This is a genomic window from Ruegeria sp. HKCCD7221 (assembly GCF_013031225.1).
Lineage (GTDB): Bacteria > Pseudomonadota > Alphaproteobacteria > Rhodobacterales > Rhodobacteraceae > Ruegeria.
Genome location: NZ_WPZE01000007.1, coordinates 155,249 through 180,130 on the forward strand (window position 1 = coordinate 155,249; position 24,882 = coordinate 180,130).

The 24,882-nt window shown below is 58.4% G+C and carries 22 protein-coding genes; 8 read left to right on the forward strand and 14 right to left on the reverse strand.

Annotation, left to right across the window (positions count from 1 at the left end; translation table 11 throughout):
* Window positions 1-211: 211 nt before the first annotated feature.
* Both GOX73_RS16450 and GOX73_RS16455 read left to right on the forward strand, forming a co-directional pair.
* Complete coding sequence (locus GOX73_RS16450; protein WP_171122126.1) at window positions 212-1,444, forward strand: efflux RND transporter periplasmic adaptor subunit; 1,233 nt, start codon at window positions 212-214, stop codon at window positions 1,442-1,444.
* Window positions 1,441-5,229, forward strand: a complete 3,789-nt coding sequence (locus tag GOX73_RS16455) for an efflux RND transporter permease subunit (RefSeq protein WP_171126498.1) — start codon at window positions 1,441-1,443, stop codon at window positions 5,227-5,229. The genes GOX73_RS16450 and GOX73_RS16455 overlap by 4 nt, the downstream gene beginning before the upstream one ends.
* Window positions 5,230-5,286: 57 nt before the next feature.
* Here the strand turns inward: GOX73_RS16455 and GOX73_RS16460 are convergent, their stop codons facing one another.
* Both GOX73_RS16460 and GOX73_RS16465 read right to left on the reverse strand, forming a co-directional pair.
* Window positions 5,287-7,092, reverse strand: coding sequence for an ABC transporter ATP-binding protein/permease (locus GOX73_RS16460; RefSeq protein WP_171126497.1), 1,806 nt, complete (start codon window positions 7,090-7,092; stop codon window positions 5,287-5,289).
* 78 nt (window positions 7,093-7,170) lie between these two features.
* Window positions 7,171-8,583 (reverse strand): LysM peptidoglycan-binding domain-containing protein, encoded by a 1,413-nt coding sequence (locus tag GOX73_RS16465; RefSeq protein WP_254429223.1) that lies wholly within the window; start codon window positions 8,581-8,583, stop codon window positions 7,171-7,173.
* Between the two features lie 123 nt (window positions 8,584-8,706).
* On the opposite strand from GOX73_RS16465, the gene GOX73_RS16470 reads away from it, so the two are divergent.
* The gene (locus tag GOX73_RS16470) at window positions 8,707-9,270 is read left to right on the forward strand and encodes a TIGR00730 family Rossman fold protein (protein WP_171126496.1); all 564 of its coding nucleotides are present in this window, start codon (window positions 8,707-8,709) and stop codon (window positions 9,268-9,270) included.
* A 35-nt stretch (window positions 9,271-9,305) separates the two neighbouring features.
* On the opposite strand, the gene GOX73_RS16475 is transcribed toward GOX73_RS16470, so the two are convergent.
* The 3 genes from GOX73_RS16475 to GOX73_RS16485 all read right to left on the reverse strand — a co-directional run bounded on the left by GOX73_RS16475 (window position 9,306) and on the right by GOX73_RS16485 (window position 11,455).
* Complete coding sequence (locus GOX73_RS16475; RefSeq protein WP_171126495.1) at window positions 9,306-9,758, reverse strand: host attachment family protein; 453 nt, start codon at window positions 9,756-9,758, stop codon at window positions 9,306-9,308.
* Window positions 9,759-9,970: 212 nt separating this feature from the next.
* Entirely contained in the window at window positions 9,971-10,852 is an 882-nt protein-coding gene (locus GOX73_RS16480) for a metallophosphoesterase (RefSeq protein ID WP_171126494.1), read from the reverse strand.
* Between the two features lie 3 nt (window positions 10,853-10,855).
* Entirely contained in the window at window positions 10,856-11,455 is a 600-nt protein-coding gene (locus GOX73_RS16485) for a superoxide dismutase (RefSeq protein ID WP_171126493.1), read from the reverse strand.
* A 99-nt stretch (window positions 11,456-11,554) separates the two neighbouring features.
* On the opposite strand from GOX73_RS16485, the gene GOX73_RS16490 reads away from it, so the two are divergent.
* A complete protein-coding gene (locus GOX73_RS16490) occupies window positions 11,555-12,322 on the forward strand; it encodes an FkbM family methyltransferase (protein WP_171126492.1) in 768 nt (255 codons plus the stop codon).
* A 102-nt stretch (window positions 12,323-12,424) separates the two neighbouring features.
* Here the strand turns inward: GOX73_RS16490 and GOX73_RS16495 are convergent, their stop codons facing one another.
* The 4 genes from GOX73_RS16495 to GOX73_RS16510 form a co-directional block, all read right to left on the reverse strand.
* The gene (locus GOX73_RS16495; protein WP_171126491.1) at window positions 12,425-12,991 is read right to left on the reverse strand and encodes a sarcosine oxidase subunit gamma; all 567 of its coding nucleotides are present in this window, start codon (window positions 12,989-12,991) and stop codon (window positions 12,425-12,427) included.
* Window positions 12,984-15,998, reverse strand: a complete 3,015-nt coding sequence (locus GOX73_RS16500) for a sarcosine oxidase subunit alpha family protein (protein ID WP_171126490.1) — start codon at window positions 15,996-15,998, stop codon at window positions 12,984-12,986. Before GOX73_RS16500 ends, GOX73_RS16495 begins: the two co-directional genes overlap by 8 nt.
* Window positions 15,999-16,041: 43 nt before the next feature.
* The gene (locus tag GOX73_RS16505; protein ID WP_171126489.1) at window positions 16,042-16,371 is read right to left on the reverse strand and encodes a sarcosine oxidase subunit delta; all 330 of its coding nucleotides are present in this window, start codon (window positions 16,369-16,371) and stop codon (window positions 16,042-16,044) included.
* Between the two features lie 76 nt (window positions 16,372-16,447).
* Window positions 16,448-17,692: a sarcosine oxidase subunit beta family protein gene (locus GOX73_RS16510; RefSeq protein ID WP_171126488.1), complete on the reverse strand. Its 1,245-nt coding sequence runs from the start codon at window positions 17,690-17,692 to the stop codon at window positions 16,448-16,450.
* Window positions 17,693-17,888: 196 nt separating this feature from the next.
* Between GOX73_RS16510 and ccmI the strand changes: the two genes are divergently transcribed.
* Genes ccmI through GOX73_RS16525 form a run of 3 tightly spaced genes read left to right on the forward strand, consistent with a single transcriptional unit; the run spans window position 17,889 to window position 19,828 of the window.
* Window positions 17,889-19,118, forward strand: coding sequence for a c-type cytochrome biogenesis protein CcmI (gene ccmI / locus GOX73_RS16515; RefSeq protein ID WP_171126487.1), 1,230 nt, complete (start codon window positions 17,889-17,891; stop codon window positions 19,116-19,118).
* Window positions 19,115-19,579: a Holliday junction resolvase RuvX gene (gene ruvX, locus GOX73_RS16520; protein ID WP_171122113.1), complete on the forward strand. Its 465-nt coding sequence runs from the start codon at window positions 19,115-19,117 to the stop codon at window positions 19,577-19,579. The genes ccmI and ruvX overlap by 4 nt, the downstream gene beginning before the upstream one ends.
* A gap of 15 nt (window positions 19,580-19,594) precedes the next feature.
* Complete coding sequence (locus GOX73_RS16525) at window positions 19,595-19,828, forward strand: DUF1289 domain-containing protein (protein ID WP_171126486.1); 234 nt, start codon at window positions 19,595-19,597, stop codon at window positions 19,826-19,828.
* A gap of 254 nt (window positions 19,829-20,082) precedes the next feature.
* On the opposite strand, the gene GOX73_RS16530 is transcribed toward GOX73_RS16525, so the two are convergent.
* From GOX73_RS16530 to GOX73_RS16550, 5 genes are all read right to left on the reverse strand, one after another.
* The gene (locus GOX73_RS16530; RefSeq protein WP_171122111.1) at window positions 20,083-20,811 is read right to left on the reverse strand and encodes an STAS/SEC14 domain-containing protein; all 729 of its coding nucleotides are present in this window, start codon (window positions 20,809-20,811) and stop codon (window positions 20,083-20,085) included.
* 34 nt (window positions 20,812-20,845) lie between these two features.
* Window positions 20,846-21,628, reverse strand: coding sequence for a hypothetical protein (locus tag GOX73_RS16535; protein WP_171126485.1), 783 nt, complete (start codon window positions 21,626-21,628; stop codon window positions 20,846-20,848).
* Window positions 21,625-22,449, reverse strand: a complete 825-nt coding sequence (locus tag GOX73_RS16540; protein WP_171126484.1) for a sulfite exporter TauE/SafE family protein — start codon at window positions 22,447-22,449, stop codon at window positions 21,625-21,627. Before GOX73_RS16540 ends, GOX73_RS16535 begins: the two co-directional genes overlap by 4 nt.
* A 31-nt stretch (window positions 22,450-22,480) precedes the next feature.
* Window positions 22,481-23,515, reverse strand: coding sequence for a tRNA dihydrouridine(20/20a) synthase DusA (dusA, locus tag GOX73_RS16545; RefSeq protein WP_171126483.1), 1,035 nt, complete (start codon window positions 23,513-23,515; stop codon window positions 22,481-22,483).
* A gap of 156 nt (window positions 23,516-23,671) precedes the next feature.
* Window positions 23,672-24,274 carry a TetR/AcrR family transcriptional regulator gene (locus GOX73_RS16550; RefSeq protein WP_171126482.1) on the reverse strand — a complete coding sequence of 201 codons (603 nt, stop codon included), beginning with the start codon at window positions 24,272-24,274 and terminating at the stop codon, window positions 23,672-23,674.
* Between the two features lie 141 nt (window positions 24,275-24,415).
* Here GOX73_RS16550 and GOX73_RS16555 point away from each other — a divergent pair, with 141 nt between their 5' ends.
* Window positions 24,416-24,880 (forward strand): (2Fe-2S)-binding protein, encoded by a 465-nt coding sequence (locus GOX73_RS16555; RefSeq protein ID WP_171122106.1) that lies wholly within the window; start codon window positions 24,416-24,418, stop codon window positions 24,878-24,880.
* The last annotated feature ends 2 nt before the right edge of the window (window positions 24,881-24,882 follow it).

Sequence of the window (24,882 nt, forward strand, 5' to 3'; positions counted from 1 at the left end):
CTAATTCAATTACGTATGGCGCAATGTCATACCCCGGCGACCTTGCCAAGCCAAGGGTGCGATTTTGGGCATTTAAGGCGGGTTGAACACCGCTTGCGGAAAAAAACAAACCGAACTATTCAGTTCAGTGTGGAAAAGATACATAATGCGCCCCACATTTAAGATTAGGCGCCGTAGAAATCCGGGCGAAGAATTTGGGGAGAAATTCTGAATGCGTTTGATTTCAATCGTAAATGCTTTGCTGGTGGTCGTTGCACTATTCCTGCTTGTGTTTGAACGCGATACCCTATTTGCGATTGCTGGCCGGGCCGAAGCCGAGGCAAGCCCGTCATCTGCGGATGAATCCGAAGGCTCCGCATCCGAGAATCGGAATGCTATCGGCGTGGTGGCCGTCCGCTCGGTAGCGCGCGAGATTGACAGCGCCGTGTTGCTGCGCGGCCAAACAAAAGCCAACCGACAGGTCGAAGTTCTGGCCGAAACGACCTCGACGGTCATTTCGGAACCAAAGCGCAAAGGAACGTTCGTAGAATCGGGCGACCTGCTGTGTGAACTGGATCCCGGCACCCGCCCCGCCAGCCTTGCTGAGGCGATGGCAGGCAAGCTTGAGGCCGAGAGCCGCATCCCCGAAGCTGAAGCGCGTCTTGAAGAAGCACATGCCTTGGTCGCCGAAGCTCAGATCAACCTGACGGCTGCGCAGAAACTTTCGGAAACCGGGTTCGGCTCGGAAACGCGCAGGATATCCAGCCAGGCCGCAATGCGAAGCGCCGAAGCAGGCGTAAAGACAGCCGAAGCTGGTCTAGAGGCGACGCGCGCAGGGATTGAAGCGGCAACAGCCGAGGTCGCCGCCGCAGAACGCGAAATTGACCGCCAGACCATCGAGGCCCCGTTCAAGGGTCTGCTGGAAAGCGACACGGCTGAGTTGGGCAGCCTGATGCAGCCCGGATCGCTTTGCGCAACCGTCATTCAGCTTGATCCGATCAAACTGGTAGGTTTTGTCCCCGAGGCCGAAGTTAACCGCGTCATCGTAGGCTCCGAGGCCTCGGCGCAACTGGTCACAGGCCTGCAGGTTGCGGGTCGCGTGACATTCCTGAGCCGGTCCGCCGACGAAACAACCCGGACCTTCGAAGTTGAGATCACTGTTCCGAACCCCGAACTTGCCATTCGGGACGGGCAAACCGCAGACATCCGCATTTCTGCCGAAGGTGCCAAGGCGCATCTGCTGCCGCAATCTGCCCTGACGCTCAATAAAGAAGGTCAGGTTGGCGTTCGAAGCGTCGGGCAAGGCGACGTTGCCGATTTCTTCCCTGTCGAGCTATTGCGTGACACGTCGGAAGGCGTATGGGTCGGCGGCCTTCCTGAAACCGTGGACATAATCGTCATCGGGCAGGAATTCGTGACAAGTGGCGTAAGCGTTAAGCCCACCTATCGGGACGCTGCAAAATGACCGGAATCGTCAGTTGGGCTGCTGGCCGGGCGCGAATGGTTCTGGCCTTTATCGCAATCTCGCTTGTTGTGGGCGGGTTTGCCTATGTCAATTTGCCCAAAGAGGGTGAGCCCGACATTGAAATCCCTGCCCTGTTTGTCTCGGTTCAATTCCCCGGCATTTCGGCTGAAGATTCCGAGAACCTGCTGGTCAAGCCGATGGAGACCGAGCTGGCCGATCTGGACGGCCTAAAGGAAATGACGTCTACGGCCTCGGAAGGTTATGCAGGGGTCGCGCTGGAATTCGATTTTGGCTGGGACAAAACCGCGATCATGGCCGACGTGCGCGACGCGATGAACAGCGCACAGGCTGAATTCCCCGAAGGCGCTGAGCAGTATTCACTGTTCGAGATCAACTTTTCGGAATTCCCGATCGTCATCGTCAACCTGACCGGGGCTGTGCCGGAACGCACAATGGCCCGCGTCGCCAAAGATTTGCAGGACGAGCTTGAATCGCTGGATTCGGTGCTTGAGGCAGGGATTGCAGGCAATCGTGACGAACTGCTTGAGGTCATCATCGACCCGCTCCGGCTCGAGGCGTACAACGTCACCGCAGCCGAGCTGATCAACGTCGTCCAAAACAACAACCAGCTTATCGCAGCAGGCGAAGTCGAGACTGAGCAAGGAACATTCTCGGTCAAGATCCCTTCGTCCTTCAAAACAGCACAAGACGTTTATGACCTGCCGGTCAAGGTCAATGGCGACCGGGTCGTCACGATGGGCGAGCTTGCGCAGATCAACTATACATTCGAAGATCGCGAAGGCACGGCACGTTTTAACGGCGAGCCCACAATTGCCCTGCAAGTGGTCAAGCGCAAAGGTTACAACCTGATCGACACGGTCGAGGCCGTCAAAACGACCATTGCCGCAGCGCAGGCCAAGTGGCCGCCCGAGATGCAGGCCGCCATCGAACTGGGCACGTCGAACGACCAAAGCCGCATCGTCGGTTCGATGGTCAGCCAGCTTGAGGGTTCGGTCCTGACAGCCATTGCGCTGGTGATGATCGTGGTTTTGGCGTCGCTGGGTACGCGCGCGGCGCTGCTGGTGGGCTTTGCCATTCCGACATCGTTCCTGCTGTGCTTTGCCTTCCTCGCCGTGATGGGCGTCAGTGTTTCCAACATCGTGATGTTCGGCCTGATCCTGGCGGTGGGTATGCTAGTCGACGGGGCGATCGTTGTTGTGGAATACGCCGACAAGCGCATCAAGGAAGGTGTTGGCCCGATGCACGCCTATGTCGAGGCAGCGCAGCGGATGTTCTGGCCTATCGTGTCATCCACGGCGACAACGCTCTGCGCCTTTCTTCCTATGCTGTTCTGGCCCGGTGTTCCGGGTGAGTTCATGGGAATGCTGCCTGTCACGCTGATCTTTGTTCTGTCTGCTTCGTTGATCGTAGCTTTGATTTATCTGCCCGTAATGGGCGGTGTATCCGGGCGGCTGAGCCGTTTCTTCGACCATTCTTCCGAATGGCTGAAAGCGCGTACACCTTGGTGGTTGCGTGTCGTGATGGTCCCCCCGTCGCTTTACATGATTTTCCTCGGGGCCATGCAGGTTCTGAACCCTGCCTATCTGCTGCCTGCGGGAGCGCCGGGTGGAATGCTCTTTGGTGCGCTTCTGTTTATCCTTGGCGCGTTTGCAGGGTCCGTGACCCTGAGCGCGGCCAAGATCGAGCGTACCCCGGATCAACATGTGCACACGGTCCGCGAACACACACCTTTTGGCCACGTCATCAAGTTCCTCGTTGGCAATCCGATCATGCCGATCGTGTCTATCGTCGCCGTCGGATTTGCCGTTGTCACGGTCATGTCCATCTATGGCAGCAACAACCGCGGCGTAGAGTTTTTCGTCGAGAATGAGCCTGAGCAAGCAACGGCATATGTCAGGGCGCGTGGCAACATCTCTCTGGCGGAAAAAGACGAGATGGTGCTGGCGGCCGAAGAAATCATCAGCGCGCACCCTGCGGTCATCAATGTCTTTTCCTTCGCGGGCGAAGGTGGCCTAAGCCAGAATAATGGCGGCGCACAAGCGCCCGCTGACACGGTTGGTCGCGTTCAGTTTGAAATCATTCCATGGGAAGATCGGCCGAACGTGTCCGAACCCATCCTAGGTGGGCTGGTCGATCGGCAAACTGTTGCGCCAGACTATGACGGCGATTTCGTGCTGGATCAGCTAAACGCGGAACTTGCCGAGATTCCGGGCATCATTGTTGAGATTCTGCCGCTGTCCCAAGGTCCGGCCTCGGCCAAACCGGTGCATCTGCGCATCAAGGGCGATGGCTGGGAAGAGCTGACCGCGGCAACTCTGGCTGCGCGCGACGTGTTTGATAACACACCCGGCCTGATCAAGATTGAAGACACGCTGCCCCTGCCCGGCATTGATTGGCAAATAGACGTCGATGTGGCCAAGGCAGGTCGTTTTGGTGCCGATGTCGCCACGGTCGGTGCCATGGTTCAGTTGGTGACCCGTGGGCTTTTGCTGGGTGAAATGCGTCCGGAAAACGTGGATGAAGAAATTGAAATCCGCGTCCGCCTACCCGACGAAGATCGCGTTCTTTCGACCCTCGATACCCTCAAGGTTCGAACGCCGGATGGCCTTGTACCCTTGTCGAACTTTGTCACCCGCAAGCCCGTTGCGAAACTGGCCCAGATCGACCGCGTGAATCAGCAGCGGTACTACGATGTCAAAGCCGACGTAGAACCCGGCCTGAGCAAGGTGACCATAGAAGCCTCTGATGGATCGGAAGAGCGTGTGGCCGTCGTCAGAGAGTTGACCGACGACGCAATTCCCGAAGGCACGACTGTCACCGGACCCAACGGATCCGAATACGAGGTCGTAAAGACAACTGGTGCCTTGGATGCCGAACAGATACGGTCGCAGATCACCTCGGGCGACGCGCGCATCGCGCCAATCAATCCCAATGAACGGATCGCCGTCCTGACAGAATGGCTTGAGACCGATCCGCTTAGCAGCCCAGTAAGCTGGGAATGGACCGGCGATCAGGAAGATCAGGAAGAATCCGGTGCGTTCCTCATGAACGCTTTTGCCGGTGCCTTGGGTCTGATGTTTGTCATCCTGTTGGCGCAGTTCAACTCGTTCTACAATTCCGTTCTTGTCCTGTTGGCGGTTGTTCTTTCGACCACCGGGGTCCTGATCGGGATGCTGGTTATGCAACAGCCGTTTTCGATCATCATGACCGGAACGGGGATTGTGGCCCTCGCGGGAATTGTGGTGAACAACAATATTGTCCTGATTGACACCTATCAGGAATACAGCCGCTATATGCCGCGGATTGAGGCCATTGTGCGCACCGCCGAAGCCCGCATTCGCCCGGTTCTGCTAACCACCCTGACCACGATGGCAGGCCTGACACCGATGATGTTCGGCCTTTCGCTCGATTTCATCAACGGCGGCTATTCCATCAACAGCCCCACCGCCTTGTGGTGGAAACAGCTTGCAACGGCGGTGGTGTTCGGGCTTGGCATTGCGACCGTTCTTACCCTGATCGTGACGCCTTCTTTCCTGGCGCTGCGTGTGTGGGTTTCGACCTATACGATCTGGTTGGGCAAACTTCTGGCACGCGCAACGGCGGGTCGATCCAGTCAGGTCGCGCAGGATATGGCCATAGGAAAAGCGGCGCGTCAGGCGCAAGCCACCGAGGTAATTTGGACCGACGAACCATGGACGGCGGAGCTCGAAACGGATCGCACACCGGATGCACCGCCGGGCTCTCCTCTCAAAGCAGCCGAATGAATCAGAAGGGGCCGGTCAAGAACCGGCCCCCTTTTCTTTACGCCTCGCACAAGAATACTACGCGGCTTCCAAGTCGTTTTGCTGCCGGTTCCACAATTGGGCATAGCGCCCGTTTTGATCTAGCAACTCATCATGTGTGCCTTGTTCGATGATCTCACCACGTTCCAGAACGACGATACGATCCGCCTCGGCAATAGTGCTGAGCCGGTGGGCAATCGTAATGACGGTTCGCCCTTCACCCGCGCGCGCCAAGGCGTCCTTGATGTCCATTTCAGTGTCTGTGTCCAGCGCCGATGTCGCCTCATCCAGCAAGAGGATCGGCGGGTTCTTGAGCAACGTCCGCGCGATCCCGACGCGTTGCTTTTCACCGCCTGACAGCTTCAAACCACGCTCACCAACCTTGGTGTCATAGCCTTCGGGTAAAGTAATGATGAAGTCATGGATCTGTGCCGCCTTGGCCGCCGCTTCCACGTCGTCTTGCGTGGCATTGTCACGTCCATAAGCAATATTATAACCGATGGTGTCATTAAACAGCACGGTATCCTGCGGCACGACGCCTATGGCCGCGTGCAAACTGTTTTGGGACACATCGCGCACATCCTGCCCATCAATCCTGAGCGTTCCGCCGGTTACGTCGTAGAACCGGAACAGCAAGCGGCCAATGGTGGACTTGCCAGAACCCGTCGCTCCGACAATCGCAACCGTTTGACCAGCCGGAACGGTCAGAGATACGCCTTTCAGGATTTCCCGATCCGCGTCGTAGCCAAAGCGGACATCCTCTAACGTCACCTCTCCACCTGAAACCACCAAATCCGGCGCGCCGGGTTTGTCCGTGACTTCGGCAGGTTGTTCCAGCAAGTCAAACATCTGGCCCATATCAACAAGGGCCTGACGGATTTCCCGGTAGACCGTACCCAGAAAGTTCAAAGGTACGGTAATCTGAATCATATAGGCGTTCACCATCACGAAATCACCAACGGTCAGGGTGCCATTTTGCACGCCGATGGCCGCCAGAACCATAACACCGATCAGGCCACAGGTGATCAGGAAAGACTGACCGAAATTCAGGAACGCCAGCGAATAAGCCGTCTTTAGCGCAGCGCCCGCATACGCCTTCATCGACACATCATAGCGCTCCGCTTCGCGCGTTTCCGCATTGAAATACTTGACCGTTTCAAAGTTCAGAAGGCTGTCGATGGCGCGTTGATTGGCCTCGGTATCCTGATCGTTCATCTCGCGGCGCAGCTTCACGCGCCATTCGGTGACCGCAAAGGTAAACCAGATATACAGGGCGATCGTGACGGCCACGACCACAAGATACCAGACATCGAACAGCCACATCAGGATGATAGCCACCAGCAACAGCTCAAGAATCAGAGGACCAATCGAAAACAGCAGAAACCGGAGCAGGAACTCAACGCCCTTTACACCCCGTTCGATAATACGGCTAAGGCCCCCGGTCCGGCGCGTGACGTGATATCGCATAGAAAGCTGGTGAATATGCCTGAACGTCTCAAGGGCCAAGGCGCGCAGCGCGCGCTGACCAACAGGTGCAAAGGCCGCGTCGCGAAGCTGTTGAAAGCCCACAGTCATCATCCGGGCCACGCCATAGGCAACGGTCAGACCAACGGCCCCCAACGCCAGCGGTGGCACCCCCTCACCCGCCAGACCATCGACCGCGCCTTTATAGAGAATCGGCGTATAGACCGCGATGAGCTTTGCCAGCACCAGCATTCCCATTGCCAGTACAACACGCCGCTTTACCCAGGGTTCATCCTCGGGCCAAAGATAGGGCGCGACTTTGCGGATCGTGCGCAAACCGGATCGTTGCTCGTCGATCTCGGACATATCATCAGAATGCATAGGGGCTGCTCGTCTCATCACGTACCAATACTGCGGTCAGAGATAGACCCCCGACCCAAGAGGGCCAGAGGTACAGGTTTATTCCGGAATGGTGAAGACTTGCCCAGGATAGATCAGATCCGGATCGCGGATCGAGTCCCGGTTAGCGTCGAACAGGCGCACAAACAGTATGCCGTCACCGTACCGCTCGCGTGAAATGGCCCAAAGGGTGTCGCCTTCTTGAACGGTCACCGACCGGATAGTGGCCTGTGTCGATTGCTCTGCGGAACTGTCTGGCGCATCACTTGCGCGCAAAACTTCTAGCGGTTCGCGTTTGAACGGAGTCTCTAGGCGGCTGACGACGGTCCCGTCCGAGCCGACTTCATCCACCCGCAGGGTGTAGACACCGGGATCAACCCCCTCAAGCTCGCTGCGCCACTTTCCGTCATCCGCAGGCGGCAAATCCGCGACAAGGCGGTTGTTCAAATACAGTCGCACAACAGACCCGTCCGGTACGCGGCCTGTCAGTTCAACCTCGCCTTCGTCTGAATACCCGATCGTATCCAGCGCGACCTGTGCGGCCTCTCCTGCCTGAGACGCCGGAGGCTGCACCAGCTCCACACCATCTTCACCTGAACGTAAAACCGTAACCTGCTGGTTCTGAACAGCTTCAGGCGCAGCTTCAGCGGTTTGCGCGGTCTGCTCCGCCTGCGGCCCAGCGGTTTGTTCAGTCTGTGGCTCAGCGGTTTGTTCAGTCTGTGGCTCAGCGGTTTGCGCGGTCTGCTCTGTCTGCGGTTCGATGGAGGCTTCGGCTGTGTCGGTCGGCGCGGCTTCGTCGATTTCTGTGTTCGACTCTTGCGCAACGTCGGTCTGTGCCTCCCCACTCTCAGAGTTTTCCAGCGCCGGTGATTCGACTTGTGGTTCCGGCAATGCCGCGATGAGGTAGTCATCGGAGCGCAGTTGTTCTTCGCCCGCATCTGTTTCCAACGTCAGGCCACGCGCGGTGTTGGAAAACGGGATACTGACGAACTCTGCGAACTGTCCGCTGCCGTCCACCGTGAAACTGTGGACAGCCTCACCGTCCAGCAGAACGCGAATTACGGCACCCGGCTCGGCATTTCCGGACAAGACTGCATTGCCGTCCGGCTCAACAAAAATCTGGTCCAGGGTTGGTGGCGTAGCTTCCGCCGCGACCTGCGGCTGCGCTTCGCCATCCGTTGCTTCGGGCTGGGCTTGGTTCGCGGTCTCTTCAGTCGTTTGTGTCTGATCGACGGACGGTTCTGTCTGCTGCGGCTCGGTCGACGTTACCTCGGTTTCTGTCGGGGTTTCCTCTTCGGCAGCTTCGTCCGGTGCTTGTGCCGCCACTTCAGTTTCTGTCGTAACTTCCTCTGGGGCAGCGTCAAAGACACCCGACCAATACGCACCACCTGCGCCGACAAGAACCAGAATACCGACAATCACAACCCAGGTGTTCGGGCCCGGGCTTTCGTTTTCCGACTTCGCGTCCATCATTTTCCTTTCAGTCCGCCGCGCAAATGGTTTCAGAGCAACGCATTCTGCCAGACGGTTGAGCCAATCTATCAATCTCGCTATCAGGGGTCAAAACCCCAGATACAACCCCGGAGAAGCCCTCTTATGTCCCAGAAATCCGTCTGTGTGTATTGCGGGTCACGCAATGGTGTGAACTCAGCCTATTCCGAAGCCGCCCGCACATTCGGCCAGCTTCTTGCAACTGAAGGCTGGAGGCTGGTGTACGGTGCCGGGGATGTAGGGTTGATGGGCGAGGTCGCGCGTGCCGCACAAGCCGCCGGAGGGGATACGTTCGGCGTCATCCCCGTTCACCTGCTACAGCGCGAAGTTGGCAAAACCGACCTGACGCGTTTCGTGGTCACCGAAACGATGCACGAACGCAAGAAAGTCATGATCATGAACGCGGACGCCGTCGTGGTTCTACCCGGTGGTCCGGGCTCGCTGGACGAACTGTTCGAGGCGCTGACATGGCGTCAACTGGGCCTGCATGACAAGCCCATTCTGGTCATGAACGTGGATGGATACTGGAACGCCTTGCACGACCTGGTACAGCAGGTCATCGATCAGGGTTTCGCAGACAGCTCTCTGGCCGATTTCATCACATGGGTCGATAGCCCACACGCGGCGATGTCTGCCTTGCGGCCACCCCTGTCCGAACCCGGTGCGTAAACGGGCGGCGTCACCGCCCGCTATGGGATTGGGTCTTAAACCGCCGGTTTCAGACGGTTGGTCAAGACCTGTTCGACTTTGTGAAGCGGGTGATTGGTAAGGGTCTTGTCGACTTCGGCGACGACCTTGCTCAGAACTTCGCTGTGAAGACGTCGACGCAGCAAGCCCAGCACGTGCGGGCTCGCAACCAGAACCAAACGCTTATACGCGCCCTTCAGCCCCTTGCGGTTCAGCAGGTTGGCCACATCCTGCACAAACAGGGATTTTGCATGGGTTTTCCACTTGGCCTCCTCGACTGCCGATTTTTGGTTCGGTCCGGTGTCAGGGCGGCGCCCTGCCCGATCAGTGGGACGGGCCACAGGCGCATCGTTTTCCTCAACCGAAACAACGACCAGATTGGGGTCGTCGGCGTCGGTGATATTCTCCATGAACAGCGCCTTTTCCCCGTCGGCAATGACAACCCAAGTTCCCTGTGAAAGTGCGACCATTGTGATCTCCTGCTATGGTTTTATGTGACCATCCCTCATCCGTCAGACACAGTTATACAGTGACGCGCCCAAGGTTTTTTGCGCGTTTCCAGTCTGTTATCCATTTGATTGGCGGCTCTCTCCCTCCGCTCACCTTACGTAAGCACTGTTGCCGTCCATACAATCCCGTTCACAGTCAAAAGCGAACCAAACGGCGGGTTTCCACCCATCGGTCAGGCGGACAGGTCTATGACCGTGATTTCAGGGGTCACGCCAAATCGGACTGGCAGGATCGAACATCCAATGCCTCCGGACACAACCAAATCGCGCTGACCTTCGCGAACATGACCATAGGCAAAACGGTTGCCAAACCGCGACGGTACCATGGGTGACCACCCGAACAGGCGCACTTGCCCTCCATGTGTGTGGCCCGACAGTGTCAGCGCGACCCTGTCTGGCACATTCGGAAAAATGTCAGGCTCATGGGCCATCAATACGACCGGAGCTTCATCGGTGACTTGGGTCAATGTCGCGGGTAGATCATCCAACCCCCGATATCGCCCCCGCCCTGTAACAATGGCGAGTTGATCCTCAACCCCGGCTAGCCAGCACCCTGCGCCGTCCAGTTTCACCGCGTCATTCGACAGAACCCGGATGCCATTCTCGCGCAAGGCCTCAGCATAGATATTCGGCCCACCCCCACGCCGTTGCGCAGCCAGATCATCCCACCAATCGTGGTTGCCCAAAACGGCAAAGACGCCGTGTTTTGCCTCAAGCCCGGCCAGCACAGGTGCCAGATCGGCAATCGGAACCGGTTGGGAAACCATCCTGTGCCCGGCCGTATAATCGCCCAACAGCAGAATCAGATCCGGTGCCAGCGCATTCGTGCGCTTAACAACCTGTTCGATGCGTTTCAGCCCGACATGGGGTTCCCCGACGTGTAAATCCGCCAAAACCGCAATCCGAAGCGGAGGCGCAGCCCAGTCATCACGCCGAACCCGCCAGCGCCTTACACGCAACCGAAGCGCGGGTTCGATGAAAAACCCATAGGCCGCAACAAAAAGACCTGCCAGCGTCACCGCCAGCAGGCCCTTGATAAACCCTCGACGGGTCAAGGATCACATCCGCGAAGCGACGTTTTCCCAATTCACCAGATTGTCGAGGAAGTTCGACAGGTAAGCCGGACGCTTGTTGCGGAAGTCGATGTAGTAGGAATGCTCCCACACGTCGCAACCCAGCAGCGCGGTCTGACCAAAGCACAGCGGGTTCACACCGTTCTCGGTCTTGGTCACGGCCAGCGAGCCATCTGTGTTCTTGACCAGCCATGCCCAGCCCGAGCCGAACTGACCGGCACCAGCGGCGCTGAATTGCGACTTGAATTCGTCAACCGAGCCGAAGCTTTCGGTCAGAGCCTTCTCCAGCTCGCCGGGCATTGCGTTGCTGCCGGGGCCAATCATCTCCCAGAACTGGTTGTGGTTCCACAATTGGCTGATGTTGTTGAAGATGCCGTTCTGGGCGACAGCGTTCGCGTCATAGGTGCCAACGATGATCTCTTCCAGCGTCTTGCCGTCCCACTCGGTCCCGGCGATCAGCTTGTTGCCATTGTCGACATAGGCCTTGTGGTGCAGGTCGTGGTGATATTCCAATGTTTCCGCGGACATACCCTTGGCTGCCAGCGCGTCATGTGCATAAGGAAGATCAGGAAGTTCAAAAGCCATGTCGGCCCCCTGTTAAATGTAAGTTGCGGTTCCCAAGGTTAAATGCTTTGGCTACGCCGATAGGTCAAGGGCAGAGACAAGAAAACCCGGAGGTCCGCGATGCTGACGCAGGCGCGCAAGATGTTTTACCGCGCCCGCGGGTACTATGCGGGCAATCTGAACGGCGAGCGGTTCCGTCTGGACCCCTACCATTCGAAATTCTGGCGCAAGGCGTCCCAAGGCAATTGGGAGCCTGAGACCTTTGCGGTACTGGACAAATACCTGTCGCCCAACCGCGACTATCTGGATATCGGCGCATGGATTGGTCCCACTGTCCTCTATGCCGCACGCCGCGCCCGGCATGTCTGGTGTTTTGAACCCGACCCCGTCGCCTACCGCCATCTGGTCTGGAACCTGCATCTGAACGACATCCGAAACGTCTCGGCCTTCAGCATCGCCCTGTCGGATGGGTTCGGCGTGACGCGCATGGCGTCCGCCCATGGCGAGGCTGGCGATTCAACATCGTCCCTGCTGCATGACGGCAGCCACGGAACGGATGCAATGACGATCGGCTGGGATCAATTCGCAACCGCGGTCGATCTGTCGGACGTTGCTTTGGTAAAAATGGATATCGAAGGTGCCGAATACCCGGTCCTGCCGTCTTTAACCCCGTGGTTACAGGCCACGAACCCCGCCCTGCTGCTGTCGACCCACGCGCCCTATCTCGACGCGGAAAACCGCGCACCCGCGATGAAACAACTGGCCGACACACTGGCCTTCTATGACCAGTGTCAGGATCCGTTCACCGGCGAAGCCGGGGCGTCGATCCTCACCGGAAACCGCGCCCTGACCCAGTTCCCCACTTTCCTGTTCAGCACAAAACCCTGACCAGAGATCCGCTCTTCATCTGGCTAAAAATATCCTGGGGGTGAGGCCGCAAGGCCGAGGGGGCAAAGCCCCCTCACCCAGCTCTCAAGACCGAAACCAGGTTCAGTAAACGCCTACCTCACTGCCCGGTTGGGCGGCAACTTTCAGCAGCTTGAAAACGTAATCCGCAGCCGAGCGGAAACAGACCACGCGGAAGGTTTCCGCGTCGTCCATCCAGAACGCCCCTGCCACCTGCGCAAGACGTGAACGGCGGATCTGACCGGGTTGGAAGGCCTCGGCTGACAACTCAACCGGGGCCAGTTTACCCAACACTTCGCGCGCATTTGCGCCTGAAATGCTGAACACCGCCCGCGCATCCGAGACATTCACCGCCAGCGAATGCGTGCTGCCCAGTGCTTTGGTCATCGCAGCCAGTTTTGTGTTCACCTCGGCATAAGGCACCAGCACCAGCAACTCATCCGGCGACATCCAGCAAACGCCAGTGTCCCCGTCGACGAACGCCTCGCGCTGGCCGGGTACTTTCTGTCCAGTGGCGTCCTTGACGGCCTTGACAAGCACCTTATCGGACAGATCGCCGCGCAGCGTTATCATCCCCTGGAGGCCGCATTCCGCGACCTTGGCGATGCCGTCATAGCTGGCGTGGTTCAATGCGCTGATGGGTTCAGACATTCTGCTTCTCCCCGTCCTTGTCGAAGAAGATCGGATCGACGATCTTGGCTTTAAAGGTTTTGCCGTCGGTTCCCGGAAACTCGACAATCTCGCCCATCCGGTCCGGGCCGAACTTGATCAGCCCCATCGCAATTCCTCGATCCAGATTGGCCGAGTAATAGGTCGAGGTCACACGTCCGATCATGTTGCGTTGACCGTTGGCATTGACGCCTTCGCCCACTGCGTAAGCACCGTCGGGAATGACAGAACCATCCACAGTCTCAAGCCCCACCAGTTTCCAACGCTCGGGATCGGCCATATGGGTCCGCGAATGGGCACGTTTTCCCAGATAGTCCTCTTTCTTTTTAGACAGCGCCCAGTGCAGCCCCAAGTCTTGTGGAATAACGGTGCCGTCAGTTTCGTCCCCGATCATGATAAAGCCCTTCTCGGCGCGAAGGATGTGCAGACATTCGGTGCCATAGGGCATCACACCGAACTCTTTGCCTGCTTGCATCAAAGCATCCCAGAACGCCTGCCCTTGGCTCGCAGGAACTGCGATCTCATAGGACAGCTCGCCCGAGAACGAGATGCGATAGGCACGGCAATCGAATTCGCCGATCTTCCCGTCACGCCACTCCATGAACGGCAGCGCCTCTTTGCTGAGGTCCATGCCGCCCAGCTTTTCCAACACCTTGCGGGCATTGGGGCCAACCACGGCGACCTGAGCGTATTGCTCGGTCACGTTGGCGACATAGACTTTCCAGTCCCACCATTCGGTCTGCAGCCATTCTTCCATGTGGCCATGGATACGCTCGGCCCCGCCGGTGGTGGTGTGGCACAGCCACGTGTCCTCGTCGATACGCGCGACAACACCGTCGTCGATCAAGAAGCCGTTCTCGGAACACATCAGGCCATAGCGGCATTTGCCGACCTTCAGCGTAGACATCATGTTGGTGTACATCATGTCCAGGAACTTGCCCGCGTCAGGACCTTTGACGATCAGCTTGCCCAGAGTCGAAGCATCCAGCAGGCCGAGGTTTTCACGGGTGTTCTTCACCTCGCGGTTCACGGCGTCATGCACAGATTCACCGGGACGGACATAGGCATAGGTCCGGCGCCAATGGCCGACCGGCTCCCAATCGGCACCGTTTTTGTCGTGCCAGTTGTGCATCGGGGTTTGGCGGATCGGCTGGAATACCTCACCGCGTGCCTCGCCACCGATCGACGCCAGAGAGATAGGCGTATAGGGCGGGCGGAACGTGGTGGTGCCGACCTTCGGAATTTCCGAATCCAGCGCATCAGCAAGGATCGCCAAGCCGTTGATGTTGCTCAACTTACCTTGGTCGGTCGCCATGCCCAGTGTGGTATAACGCTTGGTGTGTTCAACGCTTTCGTAACCTTCGCGCGCCGCCAGTTGAACGTCAGTTACTTTGACGTCGTTCTGGAAATCCAGCCACGACTTCATCCGCAGCCCGATCTCGGCGTTGGCAGGCATCAGCCAGACGGCGGCCATCGGAGCTTCGGCCGTAGTCTCACCCACCGGTGCCTTGGTGCGTTTCGCTGTGAAGCCAGCCGCCTTGGCTGCTGCCTTGCCCGCCGCATCTGCGTCGGTCAGAACGTCGCCCAGCGCCAGCGGGCCGTTGGACGACCCCGCCGCCAGCACGAACCCTTCCCCATCGGCCCCTAGCGGGGGGCGCGACGGATCGGGGCGGAAATGCGCGTTAGCATCATCCCAGATCAGCTTGCCGCCGCAATGCGACCACATATGCACGACCGGAGACCAGCCGCCCGACATGGCGATCGCGTCGCATTCAACCTCTTCGCGCGCGCCGCCGATGCCTTCCTGGTTACAAGTGGCAACTTTCTTGACACGCTTGCCGCCCGTGACCTTGGCAATCGCCTTGCCGGGGTCGACACGGATACCCAGTTCGCGCGCCTCATCCGCCAGCGGACCAGCCGTGTCGCGCGCATCGACCACGCGCAGCACGTCTACACCAGCCTTCTTCAAGGCGATGGCTGTGCGATAAGCGTCATCATTATTGGTGGCGACAATCACACGTTCACCCGGGGTCACGCCCCAGTTCACAACATAGTCGCGCATGGCCGAGGCCAACATGACACCCGGCACGTCGTTGCCCGCGAAGGACAGCGGACGCTCGATCGCGCCGGTGGCTGTCACGATCTGTTTCGCGCGGACGCGCCACAGGCGGTGGCGCGGACCTTGGGTGCCCGGCTTGTGGTCCGTCAGACGCTCATAGCCCAACACATACCCATGGTCGTAGACACCCGCACCCATGCAGCGGTTGCGTAGGATGACGTTATCCATTGTTTCCAGTTCAGAAACCAATTGTTCCACGAACTTATCCACAGGCGCGCCATCAATGGTGCCGCCATCAACCGGAGCGCGGCCACCCCAATGGGCGGTCTGTTCAATCAGCAAGACCTTGGCTCCGGATTGAGCCGCGGCTTTGGCCGCCTGCAGACCGGCCACACCACCGCCGATCACCAGAACATCGGTGAAGTGATAGAAATGCTCATAGGTGTCCGCATCGCGGCTGTCCTTTTCGGGCGCTTTGCCCAATCCGGCAGACTGACGGATGAACGGCTCGTAGACGTGTTTCCAGAACGGCTTCGGATGGATGAACATCTTGTAGTAGAAACCCGCCGGCAGGAAGCGCGACAGGTGAGTGTTGATCGACCCGATGTCGAACTCGAGGTTCGGCCAGTGGTTCTGCGACACGGATGTCAGACCGTTGAACAGCTCGGTCGTGGTGGCGCGCTGGTTCGGCTCGAACCGATTACCCTGCCCCAAACCGACCAGAGCGTTCGGTTCCTCGGCACCGCTGGCAACAACGCCGCGCGGACGGTGATATTTGAACGACCGGCCCATCATCATCTGATCATTTGCCAGCAGGGCCGAGGCAAGCGTATCGCCTTCATAGCCCTGCATCGAGGTGCCGTTGAAGGTGAATGTAACCTGTTTCGACCGGTCGATCAGCCGGCCTTGATTTGCGAGACGGGTGCTCATGTTGCGGACCTTTCGCAGGCGGAGTTATTGTTGGCTGGGCGGATCATTCGAACTCTCTCCAGGTCCAGCCGGGACGCTTGGCGGTGATGGCATCCTTGATCTCTTGCGGCGGTTCAGACACCTGCGCCGAATATGTGCCGAACACCTCAAGCGTGTTTGTGCAGCGCGCCGCGTGGAACCATTTGCCGCAGCCATTTGCATGGCGCCAGCGTTCCAAATGAACGCCCTTGGGGTTTTCACGCATGAACAGGTAGTCGTGGAAATCATCATCCGACGAGCCGGGGCCAAAGCGCTTTAGGTGCGCTTCGCCACCAGCCGTCAGTTCGGTTTCTTCGGCATCGACGCCGCAATAGGGGCAATTCAGGATCAGCATGTGTTCATCCTTTTGTCGGTCGGTCGGCACATGGGCCGACCTGTATTCTGTGTTGTGGTCACCTCGGACAATGCCCTTAGTGCGCCACCCCGGCGGCAACGCTTTCGTCGATAAAGCGGCCCTCTTTGAAACGATCCAGCGTGAAGGCTTCGGTCAGCGGCGAATGGCCCGTGGCCATCAGCTGAGCCATACCCCAGCCCGAGCCCGGAATGGCCTTGAAGCCGCCGGTGCCCCAGCCCGCGTTGATGAAGCAGCCTTGCAGAGGCGTCTTGGACAGGATTGGCGAGCGGTCGCCGGTCATGTCCACGATCCCGCCCCACTGTCGCAGCATCTTAAGGCGCGAGATCATCGGGAAAGTTTCGACCAACGCCCGCACGGTTTCCTCGATATGGTGGAACGAACCGCGCTGAGTGAAGTTATTATAGGCGTCGGTGCCGCCACCGATCACCATCTCACCCTTGTCGGATTGCGACATATAGCCGTGAACGGTGTTGGCCATCACGACCACATCCATGCAGGGTTTGATCGGCTCGGACACCAGCGCTTGCAGCGCCACGGCCTCAAGCGGCAGACGGAAACCGGCCATCTCAGCCAGTTGACCGGAATGTCCCGCGACCACGATGCCCAGTTTTTCACAGTCGATCGCACCCTTGGTGGTGTCGACGCCGATAACGCGACCGTTGTCCTGACGTACGCCAGTGACTTCGCATTGCTGGATGATGTCCATGCCCATGGCCGAACACGCGCGGGCATAGCCCCAGGCCACCGCATCGTGACGCGCGGTGCCACCGCGTTCCTGCCACAGACCGCCCAGAACCGGATAACGCGGGCCGTCCAGATTGATGATCGGGACCAACTGTTTGACGCGCTCAGGCCCAATCCACTCAGTTTTTACGCCTTGCAGAGCATTTGCGTGCGCCGTGCGTTGATAACCGCGAATTTCGTGCTGAGTCTGCGCCAGCATGATCACGCCGCGCGGGCTGAACATAACGTTGTAGTTCAGGTCCTGACTCAGGTCCTCATACAAGCCGCGCGCCTTTTCATACAGCGCCGCCGAAGGATCTTGCAGATAGTTCGACCGGATAATGGTTGTGTTCCGGCCGGTATTGCCACCGCCCAGCCAGCCCTTTTCGATCACGGCTACATTCTGGATGCCGTAGTTCTTGCCCAGGTAATACGCGGTAGCCAGACCATGACCACCAGCGCCAACGATGATGACGTCATATTTCTTTTTGGGCTCGGGCGAACGCCACGCGCGTTCCCATCCGGTGTGATAGCGCAACGCTTCGCGCGCCACAGCAAAGGCTGAATAGTGTTTCATAAGCGAATCCATCCGGTTCGGTGATTGGCCAAAGATATGCCGTGTAACTACAATAGTCCCCTGCCACGCAACGCCGTAATATCGCACTATTGCGACATAGCCCCAATTATTGCGACATGAAGTCGGTTCGCGGCCATTTGTCCCTTTTTTCTGGCGGTGCAGAGGTCTAAGTCAGAGCAGCCATCTTGGAGATACAATGACCTTCTGGGCCCTTATAATTCTGACAGCTTTGCTGATCACGTTGTTTCTTGGCTACTCGATGCTGCGTGGACAGAAAACGCGCGAGCCTGCCGCGGCATACGACCTGCGCGTTTATCGCGAACAGCTTGCCAGCGTTGATCGCGATCTGGCCAGAGGAGTGATCGCTCAGGCCGACGCGGAACGCGTCCGCACGGAAATTTCGCGACGCATTTTGGCAGCCGACGCACAGATGCAGAAACAAACGACGCAAAGCGGCGCACCCCGCTGGGCCACGTGTGTTGCGATTGTCGTGGTGGCAGCCGTGCTGGTTGGCGGCGGCGCGTGGATGTATCGACAGACAGGGGCCGCCGGACTGCCAGACCAGCCCTTGGCGCAACGCATAGAAAGAGCCGAGGTTTTGCGCGCAGAACGTCCCAGCCAATCTGAGTTCGAAGCGGATTTGCCATCTGCACCCCGGCCACAGTTGGACGAAAGCTATGCCACCTTGTTGCAACAATTGCGCGACACCGTGGCGGAACGGCCCGATGACCTGCAGGGTCATGTTCTTTTGGCGCAGCACGAGTCGAATGCAGGAAACTTTTCTGCGGCCTACAAGGCGCAGGAGCGCGTCATTGAGCTGTCTGGTTCGACAGCGTCGGCAGACGCCTATTCACACTTGGCCGAAATGATGATTCTGGCCGCAAATGGATATGTCTCGCCCGAGGCGGAAGAGGCGCTGAGACAAGCCCTGTCCCGCGATCCCCGGCACGGCCCGGCGCAGTATTACTTGGGGCAAATGATGGCACAGCTAGGGCGTCCAGATATCGCTTACCGCATATGGGTGGACACCCTGCGGGATTCCCCAGCAGGGGCACCTTGGGCCGACGCCATTCGCGCTCAACTGGATGATCTCGCGTTTCGGGCAGGTGTCTTCAATCCTCCGGACATCCCTTCTGCTTCAACGCCTTCAGGCCCCAGTCAGGATGACATCGACGCCGCGGCAGAACTGTCCGCCGAAGAACGTCAGGAGATGATCCGCGGGATGATCAACCAATTGTCGGATCGACTGGCAACCGAGGGCGGCGCGCCCGAAGAATGGGCGCGATTGATCAATGCCCTCGGCGTAGTCGGAGATCGGGGCCGCGCGGTAGCCATCTATGAAGAGTCTCTGTCCGTTTTCGCAGGTAACGAAGGCGCGCTGCAAACTCTTTCTGCTGCTGCTCAACGAGCCGGAATTTTGCAATGATCCACGACGCTTTCGAAGACTTTGCTGCATCGCTGCCCCCCATGACCGCCCTGATGGGGCTTGATCTGGGGGAAAAGACCATCGGGGTTGCGGTGTCCGACCGAATGCGCGGTGTTGCCAGCCCACTGGAAACCGTGCGCCGCAAGAAATTCACGCTGGATTCAGCCCGGCTTCTGGAACTCATCGCAGACCGCGAAATTGGTGGACTTTTGTTGGGGCTGCCCAAGAACATGGACGGTTCGGAAGGTCCGCGTTGCCAATCTACACGTGCATTTGCGCGAAACATGGCGCGTTTGACGGATATTCCCATCGGGTTCTGGGACGAACGCCTCAGCACAGTTGCGGCAGAAAAAGCACTGTTAGAGGCGGATACGACACGAAAACGTCGCGGACAGGTTATTGATCACGTCGCTGCTGGTTATATCTTGCAAGGAGCGCTGGACAGGCTGCGCTTTCTTTAGGATCGGAATACGCCAATGACGAACATGGTTTGGAAAAGGAATGAGGTCGAAAGCCCTTGTATCCAGATCTGCGTCGTGCACCCGACCGAGCGTATCTGTACCGGATGCTACCGCACCATCGACGAAATCTCGCGCTGGTCCAAAATGGACAGCTCGGAACGCGCCGAGATCATGGAGGCCCTGCCCTCCCGCAAGCCTCAACTTGCCAAACGCCGCGGCGGTCGCTCGGCCCGATTAAACAAATCCTGAAACTGCCCGCTTGGTCTGGCTGAGCCTGCGCTGCCGCGGGTCGGTCTGAACTTCGAGGGGGTAAAGTCCAGCGACGTGTGTCGAGTGTGTGGCAACCCGCGGCAGCGCTCTTCAGCTTTGGTGTTTTCCCGCAGTGGTATCACGGCAAAACACCAGCAACATAGGCCGTTGCTGACTCATCAATCAACAAAAATAAGGACACAATACGTCTTATTGAACGTCAAAAGGCATCGCGGTTTGAACTGGTTGCCCCGTTACCCAGCCGACAGCCAGGATTTGGCGTTTTGATACTCTTCCGACGGGAAAAACTGCGTCCTTGCCCCCAGAATATGACTGGCGACTCTTTGCGCCAGATGCTGCCAGGCTTTGTCGCCAACAATAGCGGCCCGGTCGAGCATACCAACGTGCCCGCGCGCAAGACGGAAATGTGCCGCTAACGCGGTTAATCCCTGCCACCCGTCAAATTCCCGCAGGTCGATCAGCAAACGGAAACCGTCTTTGGCGCTGAGCAAACCGTCCAGGTTCGCCTCGGCCTTCTGATATTCCTCTGGATCCAGCTTGCCCAACAGACTGATCTGCACGCAGGGACCGCCCAAATCGGTCACGTGGATCGAGCCGAGCGACTCGCGCATCCAACGTCTGGCAGATTCGATCTCGGAAAGCTCGAACACCTGCATCGGGCACGGCATGATCGGGGCAGCAAACCGAACGCTCGTCTGCACCCAACCCTGATCGGCCACTACCGCAATACGGTCAAACCCGCGCCAATGGCTTAGTCCCAGCTTGGTGTCCGACCAGGCGGCTCCGATGTCGTATCCCTTGAATTCCGGCTGAACCACGGCCATCAGACGAACCGTGTCATGCTCGGCCAAGGCTGCTTCGATAGCTGGAATAAGCGTGTCATTGTAATCGCTGCTGGTGACTTCGCCCGACAATTCAACTTCGATCAAGGCACCATCTGAATTCGTATGGATCGTCATCATCGAAAAACCTCCTAACCTGAACAATGGCCGGAGGTTACGGGGATTCTATCCAAGCGGCTACACCATCGGTGAATTCGGGGCGAAAATAGGCGATCATCCGTCCATCCGGGCCTGCCGAAGCACTGTCAGGCCATGGCGCCACGCCGTGCAGACAGTGACGGTGCAGCAGATAAGCCTCGCCCGGCTTGGCAGGCAGTTCGATACGGGGGCACATCTCGAACACCTCGCGGCGGGCGGCCTGATAGATGTCAGTGATATCGACTTCGTGCATTGTTTCTTTTGGCGTGTCTTGCAACGCCTTGGCGAACGCGGGCCCCAGAATTCTATGGCTGCCTTCCCACAGAACCATGGGCGACGCGTTATCACTGACCTCGGTCAGGGGAATGCCAAGAATCCAGGCATGTGGCTCATCCACACGCCGCCGACGATCGGGGCCCGTTGGACGCAACCCATCCACATGGGCGGCATCGCGATTCAACCTGTACCGACCAGCCGCGTCGCTTTCACCGCGCCGTGGGCGCGGGTAGCCGGGATAAATGACCGAAACCTGTCCCTTGTGCAGTGGCAAGTCGCCGTAATGTTCACGGGTGAAATCCATGGCAGTCCCGGACAGATCCCCGGACTGACCGACCCTGCCCTGTTCGTCATTTTCCAGCGCATCCACACCGATGAACCACGTGCCTTCGCAATCCAGCCACTTGGCATGGGCGGGGTCCGAAATCGCAGCGCGCGCAGCGAGAAGGGCATGCGTCGCCCAATCCGCAAGGGCTGGATCAAAGGGGAATTTCACCCAACCCGATTGCCAAAAATCACTCACAGCCCCAGTGCTTTGCGCAGCATATTCAGGGCGACAAGCGTCAGGAACACAGCGAATACTCGTTTCAGAGGTTTCGGGTCCATCGCGTGCGCCAGTTTCACCCCCCAAGGAGCCGTGATCATCGTCATAGCGACTACAATCGCAAAGGCCACAAGATTGACCGCACCGATCGTCAACGGGGGCCGATGCTCGGGCGCGATTTCAAGAAACAGAAACCCAAGAACAGACGGAACCGCGATGATCACACCAAACCCGGCTGCGGTTGCCACGGCGCGGTGAATGGGCGTGTTGAACAGGCTCATCAGCGGAACGCCAAAACTGCCCCCACCGATCCCCATCAATACAGACAGAAACCCAACGCTGGGCGACAGAACGGCCCGGCGGACACCTTTGGGCATGGCATCGCCCAAACGCCACTCAGACTTACCCAGCCCCAGATAGGCGCCAATGACCATCCCAAGAACACCGAACAAAGCCTGAAGCGCTTCGGTCCGCAGCGCGGACGCCACCATCACGCCAATAACGGCACCCACGGCGATCCCCGGCCCCCAGCCGCGCAGGATATCCCAGTCCACGGCACCTTTCTTGTTATGTGCCAGAACCGAGCGGATCGAGGTCACGATGATCGTCGCCAACGAGGTCGCCAGACACAATTGCATCAACTGCGGCCCACCATACCCGAGCGTTTGAAAAGCATAGAAAAAGGCCGGAACCAGAACGATGCCGCCCCCCACGCCAAGCAATCCGGCCAGCACACCGGCCAGCGCCCCGATCACAAGCAAAAGGCCCAACATCTGGGCCAGCAACATCGTCTCGGGCATTCTTCCCCCATACCGGCCTAATCGCCGTATCCTAGTTCACCACCACCTCGGCCAAAGGCGCAACGCGCTCGAGCGCCTGCAACATAACCTCGGACCCAGCCCCCTCATGCACCGCGCCTTCGGACAAAGTTCGCCGCCAAGCCCGTGCGCCGGGACGCCCGGCGAACAGGCCCAGCATATGACGCGTGATTTGGTGCAAACGGCCACCTTCGGCAAGGTGCCGTTCAACATAGGGCACCATTTTTTGAACGACATCAACCGGATCAGCCACTTGGCCCGACCCAAAGATTAGATGATCTGCCCCGGCCAGAATCTCGGTAGGCTGGTGATACGCCGCCCGTCCGATCATGACCCCATCCAGCCCAGCATCCAGATGGGCCTGCGCTTTCTCCAGCGTGGCAATCCCACCGTTGATCGAGATGTGAAGCGCGTTGAAATCCGCCTTCATTCGGTGGACGAGATCATAGTCCAGCGGTGGAATATCCCTGTTTTCCTTAGGGCTAAGCCCCTGCAACCACGCCTTTCGCGCGTGGATCGTCACGCGTTTGCACCCTGCATCACGGATGGCGGTCAGAAATTCGGGCAGGACCTCTTCCGGGTTTTGTTCATCGACCCCGATCCGACACTTGACAGTGACTTCGACATCAACCGCTTCTTGCATCGCGGCCACGCATTCCGCAACTCGAGCCGGATCTTTCATCAGCACGGCACCGAACGTGCCGGACTGCACCCGATCCGAGGGGCAGCCGCAATTCAGGTTGATTTCATCATACCCGGCCTCAGCGCCCAAACGTGCGGCCTGTGCCAGTTCCTGAGGGTCAGACCCACCGAGTTGCAGCGCAACGGGATGCTCTTGTGGGTTGTAGTCCAGTAAATGCAACGCCCCACCACGCACCAACGCGGGGGCGGTGACCATCTCTGTGTACAACAAGGTCTGAGAACTGAGCATCCGATGCAGGTAACGGCAATGCCGATCGGTCCAGTCCATCATCGGCGCAACCGACAGTCGCGCCGCGCGCCAAATCTCAGCTTGCGATGGCTTTTGGGTCTTTGTTACGTCCGACATCTTTCCCGACTTTCGCCACGAACCTGAACAAGACGATCCGTTTCCAAGGTTGCCGTCTACCACTGTTTCGGGATCAAACGCCACACGGAATGACAAAAGTCGGGCAAAAGCTCAGCACGCTCTCCGGCGGGGCCGCCGGTTGAGACATCGAAACTGTCAAACCCCGTAACGGCTAAGGATCATGTCAACGCTGCTGTTGATGGTGGCCTCCATCTCGTCCTTGCTCAGAACGTCACCGGAAAAAATAATCGGCCAAAACGCCTTGGCTTTGATGAGGCCGATAAACTCCTGCCCTGCGGCCTGAGGGTCCTCGATCCGCAATTGCCCGTCATCTGCGGCGTCTTTCAGCATGGCGGCGAAAATCGCGGTCTTGTCCAGCTTGCCCTGTGCCGCGGCCGCCAAATCAGGGTTGCGCAAGGTTTCGCTGATCACCATCCGCGACATGGCCATGACCTCGGGCAACATCAGAATGCGCCCTTCGGCCCATGCCAGCTCAGTCAATTGCTCTCGGATATCGCGGCCTTTCTGATAGCGAACATCCTGCACTCCGGCGAACCTGTTGGATAGCTCTAACACGATGGAGCGAAACAGGTTTTCCTTGCTTTCGAAGTACTTGTACAACGTGCGCTTAGAGACTTCGGCCCGCAGGGAAATACGATCCATGCTGGCCGCCGCAAATCCCTTGTCCTGAAACTCGGAAACCGCTGCTTCGATGATCTGAGCATGTTTGGCCGCATTCGGCGCGCTGACGTCATTCATATTTCATAGCTATAGTCCCATTGACAGATCGAGGTCAAACCCTACGTAAACTGGTGGGTTTACAGAGTAGAATTTGTCGCATACGGTAAACCCGCCAGTTTACCGACTCGGGTAACCAGCCCAACATGGAGAATCCCCCTCATGTCATTGACCTTGAAATTGAACGGCCAGACCCACACGGTCGACGCCGAACCCGGCACGCCCCTTCTGTGGGTGATCCGGGATGAGCTTAAGCTAACCGGAACCAAATTCGGCTGCGGCGTTGCGTCGTGCGGCGCCTGCACCGTGCATCTGAATGGCGAGCCTGTGCGTTCTTGCCAGACATATATCGAAGACGTCGAAGATGCCGAGATCACCACGATTGAAGCCGTGGGCGACGACAAGATCGGCGCGGCCGTCCAGCAGGCCTGGGTCGAACTGGATGTAGTCCAGTGTGGCTATTGCCAGTCAGGTCAGGTGATGTCCGCAGTCGGGCTGCTGTCCGAGAACTCCAAGCCGTCGGTCGAAGAGATCGACGAATACATGTCCGGCAACGCCTGCCGTTGCGCCACCTATCAACGTATCCGCGCCGGAATCCAGCGCGCGTCCGAGATTCTGGAGGCCTGATC

What these genes read in the sequence shown, in the direction of transcription:
- GOX73_RS16505 (WP_171126489.1), bottom strand. Translation starts at nt 16,371, where the DNA reads ATGCTGATCCTGAATTGCCCCTATTGCGGCGTCGATGCCGAAGAAACC.
- GOX73_RS16495 (WP_171126491.1), bottom strand. Translation starts at nt 12,991, where the DNA reads ATGTCTGAACCCATCAGCGCATTGAACCACGCCAGCTATGACGGCATC.
- dusA (WP_171126483.1), bottom strand. Translation starts at nt 23,515, where the DNA reads ATGTCGGACGTAACAAAGACCCAAAAGCCATCGCAAGCTGAGATTTGG.
- GOX73_RS16550 (WP_171126482.1), bottom strand. Translation starts at nt 24,274, where the DNA reads ATGAATGACGTCAGCGCGCCGAATGCGGCCAAACATGCTCAGATCATC.
- GOX73_RS16525 (WP_171126486.1), top strand. Translation starts at nt 19,595, where the DNA reads ATGACGAACATGGTTTGGAAAAGGAATGAGGTCGAAAGCCCTTGTATC.
- GOX73_RS16465 (WP_254429223.1), bottom strand. Translation starts at nt 8,583, where the DNA reads ATGATGGACGCGAAGTCGGAAAACGAAAGCCCGGGCCCGAACACCTGG.
- GOX73_RS16555 (WP_171122106.1), top strand. Translation starts at nt 24,416, where the DNA reads ATGTCATTGACCTTGAAATTGAACGGCCAGACCCACACGGTCGACGCC.
- ruvX (WP_171122113.1), top strand. Translation starts at nt 19,115, where the DNA reads ATGATCCACGACGCTTTCGAAGACTTTGCTGCATCGCTGCCCCCCATG.
- GOX73_RS16490 (WP_171126492.1), top strand. Translation starts at nt 11,555, where the DNA reads ATGCTGACGCAGGCGCGCAAGATGTTTTACCGCGCCCGCGGGTACTAT.
- GOX73_RS16475 (WP_171126495.1), bottom strand. Translation starts at nt 9,758, where the DNA reads ATGGTCGCACTTTCACAGGGAACTTGGGTTGTCATTGCCGACGGGGAA.
- GOX73_RS16460 (WP_171126497.1), bottom strand. Translation starts at nt 7,092, where the DNA reads ATGCATTCTGATGATATGTCCGAGATCGACGAGCAACGATCCGGTTTG.
- GOX73_RS16530 (WP_171122111.1), bottom strand. Translation starts at nt 20,811, where the DNA reads ATGATGACGATCCATACGAATTCAGATGGTGCCTTGATCGAAGTTGAA.
- GOX73_RS16510 (WP_171126488.1), bottom strand. Translation starts at nt 17,692, where the DNA reads ATGAAACACTATTCAGCCTTTGCTGTGGCGCGCGAAGCGTTGCGCTAT.
- ccmI (WP_171126487.1), top strand. Translation starts at nt 17,889, where the DNA reads ATGACCTTCTGGGCCCTTATAATTCTGACAGCTTTGCTGATCACGTTG.
- GOX73_RS16500 (WP_171126490.1), bottom strand. Translation starts at nt 15,998, where the DNA reads ATGAGCACCCGTCTCGCAAATCAAGGCCGGCTGATCGACCGGTCGAAA.
- GOX73_RS16485 (WP_171126493.1), bottom strand. Translation starts at nt 11,455, where the DNA reads ATGGCTTTTGAACTTCCTGATCTTCCTTATGCACATGACGCGCTGGCA.
- GOX73_RS16450 (WP_171122126.1), top strand. Translation starts at nt 212, where the DNA reads ATGCGTTTGATTTCAATCGTAAATGCTTTGCTGGTGGTCGTTGCACTA.
- GOX73_RS16455 (WP_171126498.1), top strand. Translation starts at nt 1,441, where the DNA reads ATGACCGGAATCGTCAGTTGGGCTGCTGGCCGGGCGCGAATGGTTCTG.
- GOX73_RS16540 (WP_171126484.1), bottom strand. Translation starts at nt 22,449, where the DNA reads ATGCCCGAGACGATGTTGCTGGCCCAGATGTTGGGCCTTTTGCTTGTG.
- GOX73_RS16470 (WP_171126496.1), top strand. Translation starts at nt 8,707, where the DNA reads ATGTCCCAGAAATCCGTCTGTGTGTATTGCGGGTCACGCAATGGTGTG.